This window comes from Aeromonas sp. FDAARGOS 1403 (assembly GCF_019047325.1).
GTDB lineage: Bacteria > Pseudomonadota > Gammaproteobacteria > Enterobacterales > Aeromonadaceae > Aeromonas > Aeromonas dhakensis.
This window is the reverse complement of record NZ_CP077249.1, coordinates 697879-719345: the sequence shown is the minus strand read 5'-3', so window position 1 is coordinate 719345 and position 21467 is coordinate 697879. Positions and strand designations below refer to the sequence as shown.

General features: G+C 63.7%; 23 protein-coding genes. 16 read left to right on the top strand and 7 right to left on the bottom strand.

All coding sequences use genetic code 11. The features are described from left to right. Positions 1 to 35: 35 nt before the first annotated feature. Complete coding sequence (gene trmA / locus I6L33_RS03530; protein WP_216973561.1) at positions 36 to 1169, bottom strand: tRNA (uridine(54)-C5)-methyltransferase TrmA; 1134 nt, start codon at positions 1167 to 1169, stop codon at positions 36 to 38. Positions 1170 to 1339: 170 nt separating this feature from the next. Here trmA and I6L33_RS03525 point away from each other — a divergent pair, with 170 nt between their 5' ends. The 7 genes from I6L33_RS03525 (at position 1340) to I6L33_RS03495 (ending at position 7615) form a co-directional block, all read left to right on the top strand. Continuing rightward, complete coding sequence (locus tag I6L33_RS03525; protein WP_216973560.1) at positions 1340 to 2482, top strand: DUF5610 domain-containing protein; 1143 nt, start codon at positions 1340 to 1342, stop codon at positions 2480 to 2482. Between the two features lie 90 nt (positions 2483 to 2572). Beyond that, a complete protein-coding gene (locus I6L33_RS03520) occupies positions 2573 to 3106 on the top strand; it encodes an ATP--cob(I)alamin adenosyltransferase (protein ID WP_010635727.1) in 534 nt (177 codons plus the stop codon). 96 nt (positions 3107 to 3202) lie between these two features. Continuing rightward, positions 3203 to 4885 carry an HAD family hydrolase gene (locus I6L33_RS03515; RefSeq protein WP_216973559.1) on the top strand — a complete coding sequence of 561 codons (1683 nt, stop codon included), beginning with the start codon at positions 3203 to 3205 and terminating at the stop codon, positions 4883 to 4885. After that, positions 4878 to 5102, top strand: coding sequence for an acyl carrier protein (locus tag I6L33_RS03510; RefSeq protein WP_216973558.1), 225 nt, complete (start codon positions 4878 to 4880; stop codon positions 5100 to 5102). The genes I6L33_RS03515 and I6L33_RS03510 overlap by 8 nt, the downstream gene beginning before the upstream one ends. Next, positions 5099 to 5863 (top strand): AAC(3) family N-acetyltransferase, encoded by a 765-nt coding sequence (locus I6L33_RS03505; protein WP_216973557.1) that lies wholly within the window; start codon positions 5099 to 5101, stop codon positions 5861 to 5863. Before I6L33_RS03510 ends, I6L33_RS03505 begins: the two co-directional genes overlap by 4 nt. Then, the gene (locus tag I6L33_RS03500; protein ID WP_216973556.1) at positions 5853 to 6257 is read left to right on the top strand and encodes a VOC family protein; all 405 of its coding nucleotides are present in this window, start codon (positions 5853 to 5855) and stop codon (positions 6255 to 6257) included. The genes I6L33_RS03505 and I6L33_RS03500 overlap by 11 nt, the downstream gene beginning before the upstream one ends. Beyond that, positions 6254 to 7615, top strand: a complete 1362-nt coding sequence (locus I6L33_RS03495; RefSeq protein WP_216973555.1) for a DUF4910 domain-containing protein — start codon at positions 6254 to 6256, stop codon at positions 7613 to 7615. Before I6L33_RS03500 ends, I6L33_RS03495 begins: the two co-directional genes overlap by 4 nt. Here the strand turns inward: I6L33_RS03495 and I6L33_RS03490 are convergent. Genes I6L33_RS03490 through pseF form a run of 6 tightly spaced genes read right to left on the bottom strand, consistent with a single transcriptional unit; the run spans position 7597 to position 12882 of the window. Continuing rightward, positions 7597 to 8343, bottom strand: a complete 747-nt coding sequence (locus I6L33_RS03490) for a class I SAM-dependent methyltransferase (protein WP_216973554.1) — start codon at positions 8341 to 8343, stop codon at positions 7597 to 7599. The two genes, I6L33_RS03495 and I6L33_RS03490, sit on opposite strands and share 19 nt — an antisense overlap. After that, positions 8343 to 8603: a hypothetical protein gene (locus I6L33_RS03485; protein WP_216973553.1), complete on the bottom strand. Its 261-nt coding sequence runs from the start codon at positions 8601 to 8603 to the stop codon at positions 8343 to 8345. Before I6L33_RS03485 ends, I6L33_RS03490 begins: the two co-directional genes overlap by 1 nt. After that, complete coding sequence (locus I6L33_RS03480; RefSeq protein ID WP_216973552.1) at positions 8600 to 9895, bottom strand: motility associated factor glycosyltransferase family protein; 1296 nt, start codon at positions 9893 to 9895, stop codon at positions 8600 to 8602. Before I6L33_RS03480 ends, I6L33_RS03485 begins: the two co-directional genes overlap by 4 nt. Beyond that, positions 9888 to 10934, bottom strand: coding sequence for a pseudaminic acid synthase (pseI, locus tag I6L33_RS03475; protein WP_216973551.1), 1047 nt, complete (start codon positions 10932 to 10934; stop codon positions 9888 to 9890). Before pseI ends, I6L33_RS03480 begins: the two co-directional genes overlap by 8 nt. 6 nt (positions 10935 to 10940) lie before the next feature. Continuing rightward, complete coding sequence (pseG, locus tag I6L33_RS03470) at positions 10941 to 12197, bottom strand: UDP-2,4-diacetamido-2,4,6-trideoxy-beta-L-altropyranose hydrolase (protein ID WP_216973550.1); 1257 nt, start codon at positions 12195 to 12197, stop codon at positions 10941 to 10943. Continuing rightward, positions 12187 to 12882, bottom strand: a complete 696-nt coding sequence (pseF, locus tag I6L33_RS03465; protein WP_216973549.1) for a pseudaminic acid cytidylyltransferase — start codon at positions 12880 to 12882, stop codon at positions 12187 to 12189. The genes pseG and pseF overlap by 11 nt, the downstream gene beginning before the upstream one ends. A gap of 164 nt (positions 12883 to 13046) precedes the next feature. Here pseF and I6L33_RS03460 point away from each other — a divergent pair, with 164 nt between their 5' ends. The 9 genes from I6L33_RS03460 (at position 13047) to I6L33_RS03420 (ending at position 21460) form a co-directional block, all read left to right on the top strand. Next, positions 13047 to 13583, top strand: a complete 537-nt coding sequence (locus tag I6L33_RS03460) for a GNAT family N-acetyltransferase (protein WP_017779503.1) — start codon at positions 13047 to 13049, stop codon at positions 13581 to 13583. Beyond that, on the top strand, positions 13580 to 13813 hold the full coding sequence (locus I6L33_RS03455) for an acyl carrier protein (protein WP_005306726.1): 234 nt from the start codon (positions 13580 to 13582) through the stop codon (positions 13811 to 13813). The genes I6L33_RS03460 and I6L33_RS03455 overlap by 4 nt, the downstream gene beginning before the upstream one ends. After that, positions 13813 to 14562, top strand: coding sequence for an SDR family NAD(P)-dependent oxidoreductase (locus tag I6L33_RS03450; protein WP_017779505.1), 750 nt, complete (start codon positions 13813 to 13815; stop codon positions 14560 to 14562). Before I6L33_RS03455 ends, I6L33_RS03450 begins: the two co-directional genes overlap by 1 nt. Continuing rightward, the gene (locus tag I6L33_RS03445; protein WP_216973548.1) at positions 14562 to 15932 is read left to right on the top strand and encodes an AMP-binding protein; all 1371 of its coding nucleotides are present in this window, start codon (positions 14562 to 14564) and stop codon (positions 15930 to 15932) included. The genes I6L33_RS03450 and I6L33_RS03445 overlap by 1 nt, the downstream gene beginning before the upstream one ends. Continuing rightward, positions 15932 to 16990: an acyl-protein synthetase gene (locus tag I6L33_RS03440; RefSeq protein WP_216973547.1), complete on the top strand. Its 1059-nt coding sequence runs from the start codon at positions 15932 to 15934 to the stop codon at positions 16988 to 16990. Before I6L33_RS03445 ends, I6L33_RS03440 begins: the two co-directional genes overlap by 1 nt. Next, the gene (locus I6L33_RS03435; protein ID WP_216974095.1) at positions 16987 to 18174 is read left to right on the top strand and encodes an acyl-CoA reductase; all 1188 of its coding nucleotides are present in this window, start codon (positions 16987 to 16989) and stop codon (positions 18172 to 18174) included. The genes I6L33_RS03440 and I6L33_RS03435 overlap by 4 nt, the downstream gene beginning before the upstream one ends. Before the next feature lie 158 nt (positions 18175 to 18332). Then, positions 18333 to 19316 carry a glycosyltransferase family A protein gene (locus tag I6L33_RS03430; RefSeq protein WP_216973546.1) on the top strand — a complete coding sequence of 328 codons (984 nt, stop codon included), beginning with the start codon at positions 18333 to 18335 and terminating at the stop codon, positions 19314 to 19316. After that, on the top strand, positions 19313 to 20473 hold the full coding sequence (gene glf / locus I6L33_RS03425) for a UDP-galactopyranose mutase (RefSeq protein WP_216973545.1): 1161 nt from the start codon (positions 19313 to 19315) through the stop codon (positions 20471 to 20473). The genes I6L33_RS03430 and glf overlap by 4 nt, the downstream gene beginning before the upstream one ends. Before the next feature lie 18 nt (positions 20474 to 20491). Then, positions 20492 to 21460 carry a glycosyltransferase gene (locus I6L33_RS03420; protein ID WP_216973544.1) on the top strand — a complete coding sequence of 323 codons (969 nt, stop codon included), beginning with the start codon at positions 20492 to 20494 and terminating at the stop codon, positions 21458 to 21460. The last annotated feature ends 7 nt before the right edge of the window (positions 21461 to 21467 follow it).

The window sequence follows — 21467 nt, the reverse complement described above, 5'->3', positions numbered from 1 at the left end:
CTTGCTGGCCGAGCGGGGGCTCTGCCCCGACAGCATCAACCCGCCTTGCGCTTGAGATAGACCCCGGCTTCCATGTGGTGAGTCCAGGGAAACTGATCGAACAGGGCGAAGCGGGCGATCTCGTGGGTTTCGCCCAGCACCGCCATGTTGGCCTGCAGGGTCTCGGGGTTGCAGGAGATGTAGAGGATGTTGTCGTAATCCTGCACCAGCTTGACGGTGGCGTCGTCGAGGCCGGCCCGGGGCGGGTCGACGAAGATGGTGTTGCACTGGTAGGCGGAGAGGTCGACCCCCTTGAGGCGGTTGAACTCCCGCTCACCGCGCATCGCCATGGTGAACTCCTCGGCCGACATGCGCAGGATGATCAGGTTGTCGACGCCGTTGGCGGCGATGTTGAACTGGGCGGAATCCACGCTCGGCTTGGCGATCTCGGTGGCCAGCACCTTGCTAAAGTTCTGCGCCAGGGCGATGGAGAAGTTGCCGTTGCCGCAGTAGAGCTCCAGCAGGTCGCCCTCGCTCCCCCTGGTCACGTCCAGCGCCCAGCCCAGCATCTGTTCGTTGATGGCGGCGTTGGGTTGGGTGAAGCTGTTTTCCACCTGTTTGTAGATCAGCTCGCGGCCTTGCACATTCAACCGTTCGATGACGAACTCCTCCCCCAGGCAGATCTTCTGCTTGTGGGCGCGGCCAATCAACTGCAGCTCGAACCCCTTGGCCCGCAGGTCGGCCTGCAGCGCCTCGGCGGCCTGCTGCCACTCGCTCTCCAGCTTGCGGTGATAGAGCAGGCTGACGCAGATCTGGCCGGACTGGGTGGAGAGGTAATCGATCTGGAACAGCTTGCGGCGCAGTACGGGGTGCGGGCGCAGCCCTTCCAGCAGCACCGGCATCAGCTGGTTGATGAGGCGGCTGGCGGTGGGGAACTGGTCGACCCGGATGATCTCCTTGGTGGCCGGCGCATACATGCAGTGGTACAGGTCGTCACCGTCGTGCCAGATGCGAAACTCGGCGCGCATCCGGTAGTGTTCGGCGGGGGAGGCGTGCACTTCCAGCGCAGGCAGGGTGAAGTCGGCAAACAACCCGCAGAGGCGCTCGCGCTTCTCGTCGAGCTGGACCTGGTAGTCGGCCTGGGTTCGAAGGGGCGCCGGGTCGGCGGAAACCTGCTGGGATTGGGTCATGATTTACCTCACATGCACACCGGTCTGGCCGGGACGAAATCGGGGGAAGCCTGCGGCCACCCAAAGGGGCCCGATTTTAAAAGGCCGCTGCGGATTGTCCAGCATTTTGTGGTCAAGAAGTGTGCAGTCAGGCCGATAGCTGATCTACAGGCATGGTGGGAGGACACATTATGCAGATCGACGGAGTGGGCGCGGCCCAACCCAAGGGAGTGGGTGTTGCTCCCAAATCGCCCCAGCAGGCGGAAGCAAAGCAGACCAACAACGAGGATGAAGTCTCGTTGCACAAGGCGCCGAAATGGGCGCAGGTGCTGGTGCAGCAGGCGCTGCAGTTCGCGCTGGAGATCAACGGCCAGGGCTACAAGGCGCCCAAGGCACAGGATCAACCGGAGGCGGTGACCCCGGATACCCTGTTCGACTTCCAGTCGGTGGCCGACAACGTGCTGCAGTTCGTCACCGGCCGGCTGGGGGCTGCCCGGGCCGACGGCAAGTCGGACGATAGCCTGACCGGCATGATGGAGCAGGCCCGCAAGGGGGTGGACAAGGGCTTTGGTGACGCCAGGAAGCAGCTCGGCGACTGGGCGGACAACGAAGACATCAAGACCGGCATGGATCAGAGCTACAAGCTGATCCAGGAGGGGCTCGATCAGTTCGAAAAGGAGTTCTTCGGCAAGGTCTCCACCACCGACATGGGGCAGGCCGAGATGGCCAGCCGCCAGCAGGGCTCGCTGGAGATCCAGACCAAGGATGGCGACAAGGTGGTGCTGCGCTTCAACGACAGCTGGCAGACCAAGTCCCAGAAGGATGACAGCGGCAGCCAGTTCAGCCTCAAGTCGAGCCAGAGTTTCAGCTTCTCGCTGGAGGGCAACTTGAGCAGCGAGGAGATGGACTCCATCGGCAAGCTGGTCAAGGGGATCGACGATCTGGCCGGCAGCTTCTTCTCCGGCAATTTCGACGACCTGTTGAAGAAGGCGGGCGAGCTGAAGCTGGATGACAGCCAGCTGGCCTCCTATTCGCTCAAGCTCAAACAGAGCCTCAAGCTGAGCCAGACCTATCAGGGGGCGCACTCCCTGCAGGAGATGCTCAAGCCGCTGGCCGACTACCTGCCCAAGCTGGACCAGGTGCAGCAGCAGGCAGATTCTCTGCTGCCGGCATCCCAGCAGCAGGCGCTGACGCCGGCGGTGCTGGCGGCCCGTGGCCAGAGCGATCCGGCCCAGGTGGGCAGCTTCACCAGCTTCAACCAGCGGATGCTGGATGCGTTGCGGATGATCGGCCAGTTCCAGCCGGCGACGGATGACAGCAGCAAGAGCGTTTGAACCGTTTTGGATCGAGAAGGACCATGACCGGCCGTTTGCCAGCTCCTGCAGGGGCTGGCAAACTGGCCTTTTTCCCGATCCGGCCAGCCCATGAACCCGAAAAAGCCCAGAGACAAACGCGAGCTTTGCTACCCCTTCATCTTCGAAACCCAGTTCCAGTGTGACTACGAGATCGCCACCGACGAGCTCTGCTGCCAGGTGGGCGCCGTGTTGTCACAGCTGGCACCGGATGCCGAGCTTGCGCCCATGCAGGCGGATCTCGCGGCGCTGCAGCGGCTTATCTACAACCTCAACGGCTCGGTGCGCGGCCGGCTCGGCATCTTCGAGGAGGATCTGGCGTGGCTGAAGGGGCGTTACGATCACTACAACGAGGCGAGCCGGGGCCGGGTCACCGGTTTCGTGCTGCCGCAAGGGCCGCAGCCGATCCCGACCCTGCATCTGTGCCGCTGTGGCAGCAAGAAGGTAGTGCGGCTGCTGGTGCGGCTGGAGGAGAGCGGGGTGCGCTTCGACCCCATCCTCTATCGGTTCGCCAACCTGCTGGCCAACTTCTTCTTCGTGCTGACCGTCTACCTCAAGCAGCTGTGGCAGGTGGACGAGGTGCCCTACGTCAGCATCAACTACTGAATACGGCCAAAAAAGCTTTTGTTTTTCATGAAGATCAAACACGATCATCCCATTTGTCGGTCGCCGGGATGGTCCCGGTAGTGCAGGGGGAAGGTCATGACCATGCTTCATCTCAGTGGCAGTTCGTTCTTGATGCCGGGCAACCTCGCCTGGCGCCCCCTGGCTGAATATGGCGAAGTGCAGGTGGCCCCCCATGGCCAGTGGTTGCAGACCCTGATGAACCAGGGCGCCGATGCCGCGGCTGGGACCCACATCATCATCTGGCTGTGGGAAGATCTGGTGCCCACCCGGACCCTGCAGGAGTGGGGCCGTCTGGCGCAGGACGAGCAGCAGCTGGCGGTCGCCGCCTTTGTCGACGCGCTCTGTCAGCCTCTGTTGCAGCATCTGCAGCGCCGCCCGCAGGATCATCTGCTGGTGGGGGCCTGCAGCCATGCTCCGCTCTGTGTCTATGGCCCGGCCCCTGCCGTGCTCGCCGTGCTGGCCAGTGCGTTCGAACAGCAGATGGCCCGCCTGCGCCTGCAGCAACCCGGCCTGGACGACCTGCACCTGCCACTCTGGCTGCAACAGTATGGCCGCCAGCACTGCTTCGATCGGCGCAACCTCTACCTGATGTCTTGCCCCTTCTCCATGGCCGGTCTGGCCAGCCTGGCGCAGTGGATTCTCCCCTTGCTGCAGCGGTTGCAGCAACCCGCCCACAAGGTGCTGGTGCTCGACTGCGACAATACCCTGTGGGGCGGCGTGGTCGGCGAAGACGGTGTCGGCGGCGTTTTGCTGGGGCAGGACGGCATGGGCCGGCTCTACCAGGCCTTCCAGCAGGCGGCCAGCCACTGGCACGGGCAGGGCATAGTGCTGGCGCTCTGCTCCAAGAATCTGGCGGACGATGTGTGGCGGCTGTTTGACGAGCACCCGGGCATGGTGCTGACACGGGCGCAGATCGCCGCTGCCGAGATTGGCTGGGAGCCCAAATCCCAGGGGCTGCGGCGGCTGGCCGCCCGCCTCAATGTCGGGCTGGACAGCCTGGTCTTCTGGGATGACAGCGAGCTGGAGCGGGCCGAGGTACGGGCCAACTGCCCCGAGGTGATGGTGATGACCCCGCCGGTCGATCTCTGGATCTGGCCGGATGCCCTGCTGACGCTGCCGGCCCTGTGCAGTCGCCACCAGAGCCGGGATGACGGCCTGCGGCAGCACTCCTATCAGGCCCAGGCCGAGGCCGAGGCGGTGCGCCGGCAACTGGGTGACGAGCACGCCTTCCTGCGGCAATTGGCGCTGCAGGCCGACTGGCAGATGCTCTCCCCGGGCAACCAGCTACGAGCCGAGCAGCTCAGCCAGAAGACCAATCAGTTCAACCTCTCCGGCCGCCGCTATCAGGCGGCGGAACTGGCCCGGCTGGCCAGCGAGGGGGGCGAGGTCTGGCTGGCCAGTCTGCGAGACCGATTCGCCGATCACGGCATGACGGCCCTGCTGGTGGTGCGCCCGCTCGACGAGGGCAGGGCGCTGCTGGATACCCTGGCCATCAGCTGCCGGGTGCTGGGGCGCGGCTTTGAATACTGGCTGCTGGCGCAACTGGCAAACCATCTGCGGGCGCAAGGGGTGACCGAGCTGGTCATCAGCCTGATTGCCACCACCCGCAACCAGCCGGCACGGGATTTTCTGGCGAGCCTGCCAACCCGGCCGATAACCACTCCAGCGGGGTTGCTGCCGCTGGCGGACGAGCTGTTCCTCACGCTTGATCTCTGCTCTCTTTCTCTCCCGTTTTTGGAGTTCTATGCCAATGAATGACCTTATCGCGCTGGCACACCAGCAGTTCCCCCAGGCCTGCATCAACGCACAATCTGCCCTCGGCAGCTTTCCCGAGTGGGACTCTCTGGGTCACTTCAACCTGCTGCTGCTGGTCGAGCAGCACTATGCCGTGCGGTTCGAGCCGCACGAGCTGGCCGAGTTGAAGAGCCTGGCCGACATCCAGCAAGCCCTGCTGCGCAAAGGGGTTGCCGTGTGAAACAGGCACTCGAGCAGGCGCTGACCGAGCTGGGGATCCCCAGAGGCGGCGCCCTGATGGTGCACTCGGATGCCATGGTGGTGGCCCAGTTTGCCGGCATGGGCAACGCCGAGGGCATCGCGGCCTTCTGGACATGCCTGGAGCAGTGGCTGGATGGACACCTGCTGGTGCCGACCTTCAGTTACAGCCCGATGGCGGACGAGTGCTTCGACCCTGCGCAGACCCCGAGCAAGGTGGGCTTGATGACGGAGCTGTTCCGCCAGCGCGAAGGGGTGGTGCGCACGCGGGATCCCGTCTTCAGCATGGCGATCAGCGGCCCGCAGGGGCCAGCGCTGGTGGCGCGGGAGTGTCACGACTGTTTCGGTCAGGAGAGCCCGTTCGGCTGGCTGGCGGAGCAGGACGGCTGGCTGCTGGGGCTGGGTTGCCACCCCGACCGCATCACCTTCACCCACTACGTGGAGCAGCGGCTGGCTGTCTCTTATCGCTATCACAAGGGGTTTGCGGGCCGGGTGCGCGTCGACGGCCAGGTGCGGGAGTGGCAGGCGGATTACTATGTGCGCGACCTGTCGCTGGCCAGCGAAATCGACCTCTCCCGGTTGGTAGCTTTGCTGCAGGAGCGAGGCGCCTGGCGCCAGACGCTGTGCCAGCGGGTGCCGGTCTGGGCGGTGTCGTGCCGCGACTTCATCCTGGCTGCCGGCGAGTTGCTGGCGGCGGCCCCATACGCCCTGATCCGGGCGGGAGGAGAGTCCCATGCAGTTTGATCACATCGGACTGGTGGTGCCGGACCTGGCGAGTGGTGTGGCCTATTGTCGCGACGTGCTGGGGCTGAGCCGCTTCTCGGCGGCGGTGGAAGATCCGCTGCAACGGGTCTGGGTGCAGTTCGTGCACGACGACCATGGCCTCTGCTACGAGCTGGTCGCCCCGGCCGGCGAGGAGAGCCCGGTCGCCCAGGTGCTCAAGACCCGGCGCAACGTCATCAACCACCTTGCCTATCGGGTGAGCAACCTGCAGGAGATCGCCGAACGGCTGCGCACACAGCGCCACCTGCCCCTCGGGCCCAGCCAGCCGGCCATCGCGTTTGGCGGCGCCCACGTCCAGTTTTTCCTGAGCCCCCTTGGCCACATTGTCGAATTGATCGAGGCACCCACCCCATGAGTTTTTCACCCAAGAGCAGCTATCTGCCCACCGACTGGGACGACCAGGCACAGATCGGTGAGCAACTGCATCGGCTGCTCACCCTGCTGTTTCCGCTCAATCGCAGCCTGACCGGGGACGGGGTTCGGCAGTCGCTGGCCCTGTGGCGCGAGCACTGTCTGCCCGAGCTGCAGATCCATGAAGTGGCCAGCGGCACCGAGTGCTTCGACTGGACCGTGCCTGACGAGTGGAACGTGCGGGAGGCCTACATAGTGGGGCCGGATGGACGCAGGGTGGTGGATTTCCAGGATCACAACCTGCATCTGGTCGGCTACTCGGAGCCGGTGCGCTGCACCCTCTCGCTGGCCGAGTTGCAGCCCCATCTTCACTCTCTGCCCGAGCAACCGGACGCCATTCCCTATGTGACCTCCTACTACAAGCGTCGCTGGGGATTCTGTCTGCCCCATCGACTGCGTGAGGCGCTGCCGGAGGGGGAATATCAGGTGGTGATCGATGCCACCCTGGCGCCGGGTTCGCTCACCTATGGTGACTGGGTGCTGCCGGGAGAGAGCGAGCAGGAGATCCTGCTGTCGAGCTACACCTGTCACCCCTCCATGGCCAACAACGAGCTCTCCGGCCCCTGTGTCGGCGTCTTCCTGATGGCCTGGCTGGCGTCACTGCCCACACGCCGCTACAGCTACCGGCTGATGCTGGTACCTGAAACCCTGGGGGCCATCGTTTATCTCTCCCGCCACCTGGACCAGCTCAAGCAGCGCACCCTGGCCGGCTTCAACCTGACCTGTCTTGGCGATGACCGCGGCTACTCCTTCCTGCCTTCCCGCCAGGGCAACACGCTGGCGGACCGCATCGGTCGCCATGTGCTGGGTCATCTGGCGCCGGGCTACAAAGCCTACAGCTTCCTGGAGCGGGGTTCCAACGAGCGGCAGTTGTGTGCGCCCGGCATCGATCTGCCGGTCACCTCGGTGATGCGCAGCCGATACGGCTGTTATGCCGAGTACCACACCTCGCTCGATGACCTCTCTCTGGTGACGCCGGCCGGTCTGGCCGGCGGCTTCATGGCGCTGCGCCGGGCCATCGAGTGTCTGGAGCGGGATGAGCGCTGCGAGGTCACCGTACTGGGCGAACCCCAGCTCGGCAAGCGGGGGCTCTACCCGGACTTGTCGACCCGTTATTCGGGCTGGCAGGTACGGGAGATGATGAATCTGCTGGCCTACAGCGACGGCAAGCTGACCCTGTTCGAGATCGCCGAGACCATAGGGGCGCCGTTCTGGCGGGTGGAGCCGCTGGCGCGGATGTTGCTGGATGCTGGGCTGCTGCGTCGCCTCAGCCCGCAACCAGACTACTCGATCACCAGATAGGCCGGGCCCGGGTTGTGCGGGGTGCGACGGATGGCGTAGCGATCCAGCCCCAGCACCTCCTTGAGGGCCAGGGTCTCCCCCGGAAAGGCGGGCCAGTTGAGCTCATCGAATGCCAGCACTGATCCCTTGGTCAGGTGCGGCTTGATGAGCTCGAGGCAGCGGCGGGTCGGCTCGTAGAGATCAAAGTCAAAATAGGCCAGTGCAATCATGGTCTCCGGCTGACGAGCCAGATAGGCCGACAGCGTCTCGGTCACATCCCCCTTCACCAGCTCATGTTTGACGATATGGTCCAGAGGACTTTCCGCCTCATGGGCGGCGAGCAGTTGGGCCAGATGCTGCTCATAGCCCGGCGTCACCCCGTAGGCGCCGGGCTGGATGGCGGCGTCGCTGCCATCTTGCGGGGCGTGGGAAGGGAAGCCGCTGAAGGTATCGAATCCCACCAGCTTGCGGTTGTAGTTGTAAGGCTCATACATGCCACGAAACGAGGAAAAGAGCGCCAGGTTCTGACCCCAGCGGGTGCCGAAATCCATGATGACGCCGTGGACCGGCACGATCTTCTGATACAGCTCGTGCATGAACAGGATGCGGGAGAGCGACTGGCGCTTGAGGTAGAGGCCCAGGTTGTTCTGCAGTTCGGCCGCTGGCAGCGGGCTGGCGTGCAGCAACTCGCTGAAGGTCTGGCGGCGTGACAACTCCTGCTCGGAGGCGTTGGACATGGCCTTGATCATCAATGGTCTCCTGTGGGGGTGTCGCCGGCCGGGGTCGACAGGCAGTGCACCACTTCATATTCGAGGTAGTCGGCCAGCCCCAGCCAGTCCTGGCGTTCCTGACACTGCAGCAGGGCGGCTACCAGTCCGGGTGGCAGCTTGCCCTGCTCGGTGAGCACCTCTTGCAGCAGTTCCGGCAGTGCCTGACTCGCGGCGACCGACTGCCCCAGCCGAAACTGGTGCGCCAGGGCGGTGAGACGGGTGATCTGGCCGTTTTTCATTGCACGTACTCCGGGTGATAGTGGCAGCCGGCGATCTCCGCCCCCTCCCTGCTGCAGTTCCAGAATTGCACCTCGGGGTGGCGCGCTATGTAGCGCTCGAGCTCGGTGCGGTAGGCGGAAAAGTTCGGATTGGTCTTGACCCGCCGGCCATGGCCGTCGAGGGTCCAGCTGAGCGCCAGCGCGGCGCTGGGGCCGAGGGCGCCATCGGCCCAGCCCGAGTGAGTGAGCTCGCCGGGAAAGGCGAAGTCGGTGCCCAGCAGGATGACCTGGCGGCAACCCATCTGCACGGCAAGATCCACGGCGGGATGAATGACGCTGCCGCCCGAGTGCAGCACGCCCTTGGGGAGCGTCTGTCGCAACTGCTGGTACATGGGGCTGCGGGAGTAGGCGGTCTTGCGCGGCCCCTGCCAGGCCAGCAGGGCTGCCGTGGGAACCGTGGGGTAATAGATCAGGGTGGTCTGGGCCGACTGGGCGGCGGGTAGCCGGTTGCCGTGGATGGCGTCATCGATGGTGATGACGATGTCGGGCCGGATGCCGTGGGCAAGCAAGAAGGCCAGCGCGGTATCGACGCTGATCAGCAGGTAGTCCTGCCGACGACTCTGCAACTGGGCCTGCAGGGTGGCCAGGTTGTGTTGCAGGGTCGGGCCGCTCGCCACTATCAGCGCTTGCTTGCCCTGAGCCAGACCGAACAGGGACGCCACATCGCCGTCGCCGGCCACCAGTTCACGGTTTTCGGCCAGCCGCCGGGTGACGTCGGGGTGTTCGGCGTCGAACCTGGCCCGGGCGAACGGCAAGTCTATTTCACTCACCAGCCGGTCGCGGATGCGGGCGGCGGCATCTTCCACCAGCAGCAGCTCGGGCGGCAGGGCGAAGAAGGGCAGCCGCACCTCCCCCTCGTCGCCGGCCATCATCAGCTCTACCCTGGGGTCCGTCAGCCAGTCCTGCTGATCCAGCAGCCGCAGCACCAGGGCAAACAGGGCGCCATTCATGATCTTCACTTCCAGCCGCTTGAGGTTGCTGCGCCCCAGCAGGGCGCGCGGCAGATCGCCGAGCCCGGTGCCGTAGAGGTGCAGCACCGGCTGCTCGGGCAGGCTGGCGGCCTGCAGTTCTGCCTCTTTCACCCGGTCGTGCCGGCTGGTGAGCTGGATGCCGTGGAGGCTGAGGGTAGAGCCGAGCCCTTCGGTCAGCTCGGCCGGCAGGCTTTCCACGTCCTGTGCCAGCAGGTGGGGCCAGAGGGCGGGCCAGCGCTGGCTGATGAGTCTGCCGTGCTGGTTGAACAGATCATCACTCATCCTTGTCTATCCACTCCCAGCTCAGCGGTTGAATGGCACTCAGGCTGCGGTTGACCCGCTTGCCGATGATCCGATCGTAATCGGCGGGAGGCAGGCCGAGGGCGGGGCGCACCGACTTGATGTGCGCTGCGGTGAGCACCTCGCCGGCGGCCATCTCCTTGACCAGATAGAGGGAGCGGCGAAACGCGCGGTTGCCCTGTTCACTGGCGGTGAGCTGGTAATCGGCCACCCCGAGGGCGGCATGGGCGGTATTGACCGAGGCCACCAGCTCGGTGAGTTCGGCCGGCTCCATGGAGAAGGCGCAATCCGGCCCGCCGTCGGCGCGGGCCAGGGTGAAGTGTTTCTCGATGAGGGTGGCCCCGAGCGCGGTGGCGGCGATGGCCGTGGCCGATCCCAAGGTGTGATCGGAGAGCCCCACCTCGACCCCGAAGCGCTGGCGCAACATGGGGATGGTGCGCAGGTTGTATTCGGCTGCCGGCGCCGGATAGCCGCTGACGCAGTGCAGCAGGGCCAGCTGGCCGTTGCCGTGCTTGAGCGCCATCTCGACCGCGGCGGCGATCTCGGCCTCGTTCGCCATGCCGGTGGACATGATGAGCGGCTTGCCGGTCTGGGCGGCGTAGCGGATGAGGGGCAAGTCCACCAGCTCGAAGGAGGCGATCTTGTAGGCCGGGCAGTTAAGGGATTCCAGCAGATCCACCGCGCTGAAGTCGAACGGACTGCTGAAGACCGTCAGCCCCAGCTCCCGCCCCTTGGCAAACAGGGCCTGATGCCACTCCCAGGGGGTGTGCGCCCACTCGTAAAGGTCGTACAGGTTGTGACCATCCCAGAGGCCGCCGTGGATCTGGAACTCGGGCCTGTCACTGTTGAGGGTGATGGTATCGGGCCGGTAGGTCTGCAGCTTGACCGCACTGGCCCCGGCCTCCCTGGCGGCGGTCATGATGGCCAGTGCGCGATCCAGGTTGCCGTTGTGGTTGGCCGACAGCTCGGCGATCACATAGGGAGCCTGCGCCGGGCCGATGGATTGATGGGCGATCTGCATCTGTGTTCAGACTCCTGTGCCAAGTTGCCAGCCATGCGGCGCCGGCTGCCAGGGGGCAGGGGGCGCTATCTGCGGTGGCTCGGCAAGATAGAGGGGAAATTGGGAGAAAATTGTTTGCAAGCGATGTGCCAGCTCTTGCCACTCCGCTGGTTGCAGTGGCCGGGTGGCCTGCCATGTCAGCTGCTGGCCGTTCAGGGTCAGGGTGAGCAGCAGTTTGCCATCATGGCGTAGTTGCCACTGTTGGCCATCTGGTAACAGCTGATAATCCGATTGTTGCAGCAACCGGGCGGTGAGCCGATCCAGCCCCAGCCCGTCCACCTGCTGCTGGCCGCGGCGGCGGTAGTCGTCTGACTGTTGTTCAAGCCGTTGCAGGGCCTGCAGCAGCCGCTCAGGCTTGGCCAGCTCGTTCAGGGTCAGCCGCTCGGCAAGCTGAAAGCGGGCGATCACCTGGTCGTTGAACTGCTGGTTGTCGACGATGGGTACCGCCAGGGTCGGCAGGCCGAGACAGGCCCGCTCCCAGGTCATGCCGCCGGCGGCGCCGATGGCGAAGTCGTGCCGGCTCATCAGGTCGGCCATCTGGTCGCTCTGGCGCAGCAGCACCAGGTCGAGGTCGGCCAGTTTGGCCACTCTCTGTTCCAGCTCGGGCCAGAAGGGATTGGCGCCGCCCGCCACCAGGGTCCAGCGGATGGTGCGGGCCCAAGGCAGCCTAGCCAGGCTGTTGAGGGTGATGAGGCAGGCGCCGGCGGGATCGGCGCCGCCAAAGCAGACAAGCCCCCGTTGCCACTGACTGGCGTGTTGCCGCGCCAGCTGGCGATAGGCGGGGCGCAGCAGGGCATAGTCGGTGCCGAGCAGCAGCCGGCAATCGGATGGGGTGAGCGGCTGGTAATCGGCGGTGCGGCGCAAGGGGCCCTGATCCAGCAGCAGCTGGCAGTGGTGCGGTCGGTCGGCCAGATCATCGATTACCAGTATGCGGCCGCAGTGGGCGGCCAGCTGGGTTTCGAGCCGCTGGTCAATCCGGTAGTGATCGAACACCAGCCAATCGGGCTGCAAGCCGGGCAGCGGGCCGGTGTCATCCAGCGCGCTCAGGGGATGATGGTGATGGGGCCGCAGCAACGACAGCAAGTGCGCCGGCAGATCGTGGCAGAGGAAGTGGCACTCGGCCCCGGCGGCGTGCAGCCGATCGGCGATGGCCAGGCAGCGCATCAGGTGGCCCAGCCCGATCTCGGCGCCGGCGTCGAGCCGGAAGGCAACCTTAAACGTCATCTTGGGCCAGCACTTGATAGAGCAGTTCGGCCAGGTGCCAATCTTCCGGCGTGTCGATGTCGACCACCCTGTGCCGCGGCAATATGTGGCCGATCCCTTCTCCCCCCACCGGGCTGATCCCTCCCAGCCAGGCCGCGCGGCTGCCCCAGTAGAACTGGCCAGCATCCTGATAGGCGGGCTCCAGATCCTGGGAGCGTTTCGCCATCTGCTCCGGCCAGAACGGCGTGACCCTGCCTTGTGCGTCCATGCGCACCGCCCGCTGGATCGGGAAGCCGAATTCGGCCACCGTGTAGACGAAGGGAGCCTGGCTGGCGAGCAGGCGGGCGTGAGCGGCGCGCAGGTCGGCGGCCTGGATCAGCGGCACGGTGGCATAGATGCAGCAGTAGTGCTCTGCCTGGATGCCGAGCTGGTCGAGCCGCTGGATGGTGTCGATCACCACCGGGGTGGTGCCGGTATGGTCATCGGCCAGCGTGGCGCCCCGCAGGAAAGGCACCTCGGCCCCGAGGCGACGGGCCACCTCGGCGATCTCCGGGTCATCGGTGGAGACCACCACCCGACTGAAACAGCCCGAGTCCCTGGCCGCCCCGATGGCGTAGGCAATCATGGGCAAGCCGCAGAAGGGGCGGATGTTCTTGCGGGGAATGCGCTTGCTGCCGCCCCGTGCCGGGATGATGGCGATGGCCATGATGCTCTCTCCCTGAGGAGCCCGACGTGGTCGCCGAGCCGGATAATTGATGACAACTCGTTGATTATTTTTGAGATTATACCGAGTTTTCATCTTATATTATTGAGCTTTGCTACGGAATTGCCCGGTGATGGTCGATAACATGGGCAAGTGATGGGACGTCGTTGGTATTGAACATGAGTTATGGTGTCGAATTGCGCCCGCTCCAGCCCTGGGATCTGCCCACCCTGCGACGCTGGCGCAACCTGGACGAGGTGCGGTTGCAGATGGTGGAGCAGGCGCTCATCTCCCCCCGCCAGCAACGGCAGTGGTTCGTCAGCAGCCTTGAACGGGCTGACCAGCAGCACTGGGTGCTCTGGTGCCGCGGCCTGCGGGCTGGCTACGTCAATCTGAAAGGGGAGACGCGGCAATCGTTGCAGGGGCAGCCGGTGGCCGATGCCGGCCTCTATCTGGGCCGCTCCAGCGTGCGTCACCCCATGCTGGCCGTCGCCGCCGCCCTGTCACAGCTCGATCAGGGCTTCGATACCTTCGGGCTCGGCTGCATCCGCACCCTGGTGCGCACCGGCAACGACGCCGCTTTGCGCCTCAATGCACAGCTCGGCTATCGCCAACAGGGGCAACAGGGTGACTTCATCGCCCTCGAACTGCAGCCAGCCGACTATTATGCCGCCCGAGAACGGCTACGGAGATTTTTCAGATGACTACAGCGTTGGAACAGGTTTTTGCCGATGCCCTCGGCATCGACGTCGGCAGTGTCAGCGACCAGCTGGCCTACAACAGCATTCCCCAGTGGGACTCCGTCGCCCACATGGGCCTGATCGCCCAGCTGGAGGATTGCTACGGCGTGCTGCTCGATACCGATGACATCATCGACATGAGCTCGGTCGCCAAGGCGCGGGAGATCCTCGCCAAATACGGGGTCGCCCTCTGATGCAGGGGCTGCTGCAAGGCAAGCGGGTGTTGATCACCGGCGCCGGGCGCGGCATCGGGCTTGCCATTGCCCGGCGGTTTGCCGCGCAGGGGGCCGAGTTGTGGCTGGCGGGACGTGACGAGGCGGCCATGAGCCGGCTGGCTGATGAGCTCGGCGCCGAGTTCGGCGTACCTTGTCACTCGCTCTGTGTCGACGTGGCGCAGCCGCAGGCAGTCAAGCAGGCCTTTCAGCAGCTGTTTGCCCAGACCAGAATGCTGGACGTGCTGGTCAACAATGCCGGCATGCTGGAAGAGGGGCTGCTCGGCATGGTCAATCAGGCCCAGCTGGAGCAGACCTTCAGCCACAACACCTTCAGCGTGGTCTATTGCAGCCAGTATGCCGCCCGCCTGATGCAGCGCAGCGGTGGCGGCAGCATCATCAATCTCGCCTCCCTGATGGGGCGGGTCGGTGCCGCCGGGCTTTGCAGCTATGCCGGCAGCAAGGCGGCGGTGATCGGCATCACCCAGTCGCTGGCCAAGGAGCTGGCTGCCAGCCAGATCCGGGTCAATGCCATCGCCCCCGGTTTCATCGACACCGAGATGGCCCACGCCATCCCGGACGACAAGTTTGCCGAGCGGCTCGCCAGCATCGCCATGGGGCGCATCGGCACCCCGGACGAGGTGGCCAAGGTGGCGCTGTTTCTCGCTTCCGACCTGGCAAGCTATGTGACCGGTCAGGTCATCGGTGTGGATGGAGGCATGACGGTCTGATGGATCACGCGCACGTACTGCTCGCCCACCTGCGGGAAGACAACCCGTCACCGGCCTGGCGCGATCCGCAAGAGGGCTGGCTCTCCTACGGCGAGCTGGCACGGCGGCTGGCGCGGCTGGCGGCCAGCTATCCGGACGAGCGCAGCCTGGTCTATCTGCCCTTTTTCACCCGCACCGCCCACCTGCTGCACTATCTGGCTGCGCTCAAGCTGGGGCATGTCGTGATGCTGGCAGACCCCGCCCTCCCAACGAGTCAGCACAATGCCAGCTGCCGGCAGTTTGACGTGAGCTGGCGGGTCAATGACGCCGGTCAGCTGGAGCGGCTCGCCGCGACGGCGCCCACCCTGCACCCGGAACTGTCAGTATTGCTGCCGACCTCGGGCAGCACCGGCAGCGCCAAGTGGGTGCGGCTGTCGGGGCGCAATCTGGCTGCCAACGCCACCGCCATCGCCGACTATCTGGCGCTGACGGCGGCCGAGCGGGCCATCACCAGCCTGCCGCTGTACTACTCCTACGGCCTGTCGGTGCTCAACAGCCATCTGCTGGTGGGCGCCTCTCTGGTGCAGCACGAGGGGAGCGTGCTGGAGCGCGACTTCTGGCAGCAGGTCGATCTGCACGAGGTGAGCAGCTTTGCCGGGGTGCCCTTTACCTATCAGATGCTGGCCAGGCTGCGCTTTGACTGGGCCCGTTACTCCTCATTGCAGACCCTGACCCAGGCGGGCGGGCGTTTAGAGCCCGCGTTGGCGCAGCAGTTTGCCGAGCAGGCCCTGCGGCTGGATCGGCGCTTCTTCGTCATGTACGGCCAGACCGAGGCCACCGCCCGCATGGCCTGGCTGGCAGCGCCCGAGGTGGCCGCTCATCCCGATGCCATCGGCCGCGCCATCCCCGGCGGCCAGTTCGCCTTGCGCGCGCTGGAGGGGGGCAAACCCGGGGAGGGGGAGCTGGTCTATCGCGGCGACAACGTCATGCTGGGCTACGCCGGTACCGCCGCTGATCTGGCGCTGGGCGCCCAGCTGCAGGAGCTGGCCACCGGCGATCTGGCCCGCTGTGACGAGGCGGGCCGCTACTACATCTGCGGCCGGCTCAGCCGTTTTCTCAAGCTGTTCGGCAAGCGGGTCAGCCTGGCGGAGGTCGAGAGCCAGCTCCATCGCTGGGGCTGGACGGGGGCCTGCGGCGGACGTGACGACTGCCTGCTGGTGGCCGTCGAGCCCCGCGATGACTTGACGACCGACGGCTTGCAGCGCGAGCTGGCGCAGTGGCTGCAAGCCCCGCCGCGGGCGGTGCAGGTGGTACAGGTGACACAACTGCCGCGCACCACCAATCACAAGATTGACTACGCCGCCCTGGCCAGACTGGCGGAGGAGGCGTGATGGAGCAGTTGCTGAGCGCGCCGGTCTTCGCCCTGCCCCAGGCCGCCAAACAGGCGCTGCTGCTGGCGCGACTCAACACCTTGACTGCGCACCATCAGGCCCACTGCACGGCCTATAACAATGTGCTGCAAGCCTTCGGCTGGACGGCCGCGGCGACCGACTACGATGCGCTGCCCTACCTGGCAGCCCGGCTGTTCAAACTGGCCCAGTGGCAGAGCGTGCCGCAGAGCGAAGTGTTCAAGGTGCTCACCTCGTCGGGCACCACGGGCTCGCCATCACGGATCGTGCTGGACAGGGAGACCGCCGCCCTGCAGAGCAAGGTGCTGGTGAAGATCCTGCAGGAGTTTGTCGGCAAGCAGCGCCTGCCCATGCTCCTGGTAGAGCAACCCGCCCTCATCCAGAACCGCAGCGGCTTTTCGGCGCGCGGCGCGGGCGCGCTGGGGCTCTCTTTCCTCGGTCGTGACCATACCTATGCCCTCGACGAGCAGATGCGGCCCAACTGGCCCGTCATCGAGGCCTTCTGCGACAAATATGCCGGCCAGCCGGTGCTGCTGTTCGGCTTCACCTTCATGGTCTGGCAATGCCTGCTGGAGCCGCTGCGCGAGCGCGGCCTGCAACTGCCGCTGACGCAGGGCATTCTGTTTCACAGCGGCGGCTGGAAGAAACTGCAGCACCTGGCGGTGGACAATTCCGCCTTCAAGGCCCGCTGCCGTGACCTGCTGGGGTTGGGTCGGGTTCACAACTTCTACGGCATGGTGGAGCAGGTGGGCTCCATCTTCGTCGAGTGCGAGCAGGGACACCTGCATGCTCCCGTGTTTGCCGATGTACAGGTGCGCGATCCGCTCACCCATCAGCCGCTCGGGATTGGCAGCCCAGGCCTGCTGCAGGTGCTCTCCGCCATTCCCGGCAGTTATCCCGGCCACAGCCTGCTGAGCGAAGATCTCGGTATGCTGCTGGGGGAGGATGACTGCCCTTGTGGCCGCCATGGCCGTTATTTTCACGTAGCGGGACGCCAGCACGGCGCCGAGGTGAGGGGATGCAGCGACACCTTCCAATGACCCTGTCCGGGGCGATCACAGTGCTCTGGCAGGAGGGGCCGGCGGTCAGCTTCGTGGCCCCGACGACCGGCTGGCCAACCTTCTGCCCGCAGCCGCTGCCATGCTTTGCCCCCGTCATCTGCGATTTCGTGGCGGCGCTGTCGGCCCGCCTGCAACAAGAGGGGCGTCGTCACCCCGATCTGGCCGCGTTCGGTTTCTGGCTGCGGCCCCGCCAGCTGGCCAGAGAACAGCAGCGCTTGCAGGGGCGGGGACCGCTGGGAGTCACCTTTCACCTGGTGCCCTCCAACGTGCCGACGGTGGCTTTCTACTCCTGGTTGATGGCCCTGTTGATGGGCAACCCCTGCGTGGTGCGGCTGTCGTCACGCCGCGATCCGCAGCAGGAGGCCATGCTGGCGATCCTCAACGAACTGTTCAGCCTCGGTGAATGGCAAGAGATCGCCGCCCGCACCCGCTTCATTCGCTATGACCACGACGAGGGCATCACCGCCTGTCTGTCGGCGCGCTGCCGGCTGCGCATCATCTGGGGCGGCGACGAGACTATCCGACAGGTGCGGGCCATTCCCCTGGCACCGACGGCGCAGGAGGTGGTGTTTCCGGATCGCCGCTCGATGGCGGTGCTCGACAGCCGCTGGCTGGCCGGGCTGGATCCGCAAGAGTGGCAACGGATGCTGGATGCCTTGCAGCAGGACTGCACCCGTTTCAACCAGCAGGCCTGCGCCTCGCCAACCACTCTCTGCTGGCTGGGCGAGCCCGACGAGGGGCTGCGCCGCCGCTTGCTGGAAGCCCTGTTTGCCCCCTTTGCCGCCGATCCCGCCCTGGCGATGGAACGACTCATCCACAGTCAACAAAATGCCGCCGAGCAGGGGGCAATGAAGGTGACCAGCTTGCCCGGTGTCACCTTATTGACTCCGACCCGCACGCTGCGGCTCGCACACGTCGGAGGAGGTACAGTTGCCGAATTTGTGGCCGATACCCTGAATGAGCTGCTGGCGCAGCCCTGGGACATGCAGACCTGCGTCTGGGTCGGCGGTGACAGGGCCGGGGTCGAAGCGGCGCTGCCGACTGCCTCCACCTGCCGGATTGACCGGGTGGTGGCGCCGGGACAGGCGCTCGCATTCGAATGGAACTGGGATGGCATCGACATGCTGCAACTGTGCAGCCGTGGCCTCAGCCGACGTGAATAATCGGGTGTGGCTCACATAAATCCAGCAGCTTCAATGGATTAGCTTGGTCAGGCATACCTCTTGCAGTAAAACCTGACAGAGAGGGAGAAGGGTTGACAGGGACCGTGCGGTAGCCTTGCCCATTTTCTCCCATCCGCTTCTTTTCTATTCATTTTCCCTTGGATTTCCCTATGAAAGTCAGCGTATTGGTGCCCGTCTACAATCTGGCGCGCTTCATCGAACCCTGCCTGCTCAGCCTGCTCGAGCAGCAGACGGATTTCGAGTTCGAAGTGATCGCCATCGATGACGGCTCGAGTGATGACTCCTGGTCCATCATGCAGCGGCTGGCACGGCAGTGGCCGACCCTGCGGGCCCTGCAAAACGAACAGAACATGGGGCTGGCCAGAACCCAGAAGCGGCTGCTTGGTGAAGCAAATGGGGCCTACCTTGCCTATGTGGATGGCGACGATCTGGCTTTGCCGGGCAAGCTGCAGCGTCAGGCCGACTATCTGGACGCGCACCCCGGCTGCACGCTTTGCTATCACGAGGCGGAGATGTTTGATGATGAGACCGATGCGCGCATCAAGCTCTTCACTCGTGATTACTACAATGCCCGTTACCTCGAACCCGTGATGACGCGGGAGGCGCTGATCCGCTTCGGGGTCTTCGTCAATGCCAGCTCCATCATGTTCCGCCGCTATGACGGCATGGCCGATGCCATCGATGAAGGGTGCAAGATCATTCTCGATTATCCCTGGCACATTCTGAATCTCTCCCTCAATCCGGGCACCCTGGATTTCATCCCCGAGCTGCTGGGGCGTTATCGCTTCCATACCCAGAGCTTCGGTGGGCAGACCCGCAAATCCGCAGAGCGGCGTGAGCAGTCGCTGCGCGACCTGCTGCGCGCCTGTGACAATGCAGCTGCATTCGGTGCAGACCCAGTGGTCATTGCCCAGGGGCGTGCCCATCACTACTACTCTGCCGCGCTCTACTTTTTGCGGCAGGATGATGTCGCCCGCTTTACTCAGCTCATCGAGCAGTCGGCGGCAGAGGTTGCGGAGCTGGCCCCTGGCTGGTTCTTCGACGAGCGCCATCAACTGGCGTGGGCGCAGCGAGCCCATCCTGCCCGGGTCGTACAACAACTGTTTGGAGAAGCGGCGTGAGTTATCAGGCAATCGTCATTGGCGCCGGGCTGTCTGGTGCCGTCATGGCTGAACGCATGGCCAGCCAGCTTGGCTGGAAGGTGCTGGTGCTGGAACAGCGCGATCACATCGGGGGTAACTGCTTCGATGAGTATGACGAGCATGGCGTGCTGATCCATCGCTATGGGCCGCACCTCTTCCATACCGACAGCAAGGAGGTATGGGATTACCTGTCGCAGTTTACCGAGTGGTTGCCTTACGAGCATCGTGTGCTGTCACGTATCAACGGGCAACTGGTACCTATCCCGTTCAACCTGACAAGCATCGAGCGCTGTTTCCCCGCCGACAAGGCCGGCGCCATGATTGAAGCCCTGCGCACCCGGTTCGGGGATGGCGCCAGAGTGCCGATTCTCGAACTGCGCAAGGAGCAGGATCCCCTGCTGGGCGAACTGGCGGATTTCATCTATCAGAAGGCTTTCGTCAACTACACCAGCAAACAGTGGGGGGTACCGCCCGAGCAGATTTCCCCCGAGGTGACGGCGCGGGTACCCGTGGTGGTCGGTCGAGATGATCGCTACTTCACCGACCCCTGGCAGGCGGTGCCGGCCGCAGGCTATACCGCCATGTTTGAGCGCATGCTCACGCACCCGCTGATTGAAGTGAGGCTGTCGACCCCAATGGCAGAGCACGTCAGGTTGGACTGGCAACATAAGTGGGTGCTGCTGGATGGAGCGCCGTTTGACGGCCCCTTGATCTATACCGGGATGCTGGATCATCTGCTGCCGGCAGAGGGGAATTACCTGCCATACCGCTCACTGCGTTTTGAGCATCGCCATCTGGCGCAGGAACAATTCCAACCGGTTACCACCGTCAATTATCCGAATGAAGAAGCCTTCACGCGGATCACCGAGTTCAAGCACTTCAGCGGGCAGGTGCACCCCGGTACCAGCATCGTTTACGAATATCCCTGTGACTATCAGCCGGAACAGGGGCTCGAGCCCTACTACCCGCTATTTACCGATGCAGCCAAACAGCATTATCAAGCGTGCCGTGATGAATTGACTAATTTCCCACAGCTGATCGCCCTAGGACGCCTTGCCGAGTATCGCTATTTTGATATGGATGATGCGGTGAATAATGCGTTGAATCACTTTGCCAAGCACACGACAACTCTTTGAACCTTGGATACACATGCCGTGACCAAACCACTGTTATCTGTATTAATGCCTGTCTATAACTGTGCAGAATATATCGAAGAAGCACTTGCTAGTATCCAGGCTCAAACTTTCACAGACTTTGAAGTGCTGGTGATCGATGACGGTTGCAGTGATGAGACACCTGCAATTGTTCGGCGGATAGCTTGTCATGATAAACGGATAAAGATCATTTCCCGGGAAAATAGCGGAATTGTAGATTCTCTTAACGAAGGGGTGGCATTAGCCCAGGGCAGATGGTTGGCCCGCATGGATGGCGATGATATTTGTGAGCCTCATCGTTTCTCTTGTCAGTTGGCTTTTCTCAACGCTCACCCAGAAATAGATATTGTTGGAAGCTGGGTGCAGCTTTTCGGGGCTCGCAGCGAGATTTGGCATCACCGCCGGGAAGATACATTTATTAAATTCATGCTGTTGTTTCGTTCATCAGGGTTCAGCCATAGCTCAATCATGGGCAAAATCGAGTTGTTTCAGAAATTTTCATATGACAAACATTATGAAGATGTTGAGGATACTGAGCTCTGGTCCAGAATGGCGCTTTGTCGTGGAATTAAATTTGCCAACATCCCGGAAGTATTGGTCCATTACAGAGTTCATGATGCTCAAGTCTCAAAAATAAAACGTGCGCGTCAAATGACCTTGTATCGGCAGATAATGATCAAATACATGCAAACTCTCGGCGTCGTGGACATAGATATTGAGGCACATGAATGGTGCTGTGACCTACGAAGTGATTTAAGTGATGTAGAGTTAGAACGCATTTATTTATGGCTAGAAAAACTCAGCAGCAGTATCAGGGCTGACTGGACGGATGATTTTGGTGTGATATCTGAACGTTGGGCCAGGCTTTGTGCGTTGAATGGGCATGTGAATAAGAAAAATGGTCTGTTTGGGTTTCGCCCCGTGACCTGGCTGTACAATACACCATCCGTATTGGACTACAATAAATAGGGTTGAC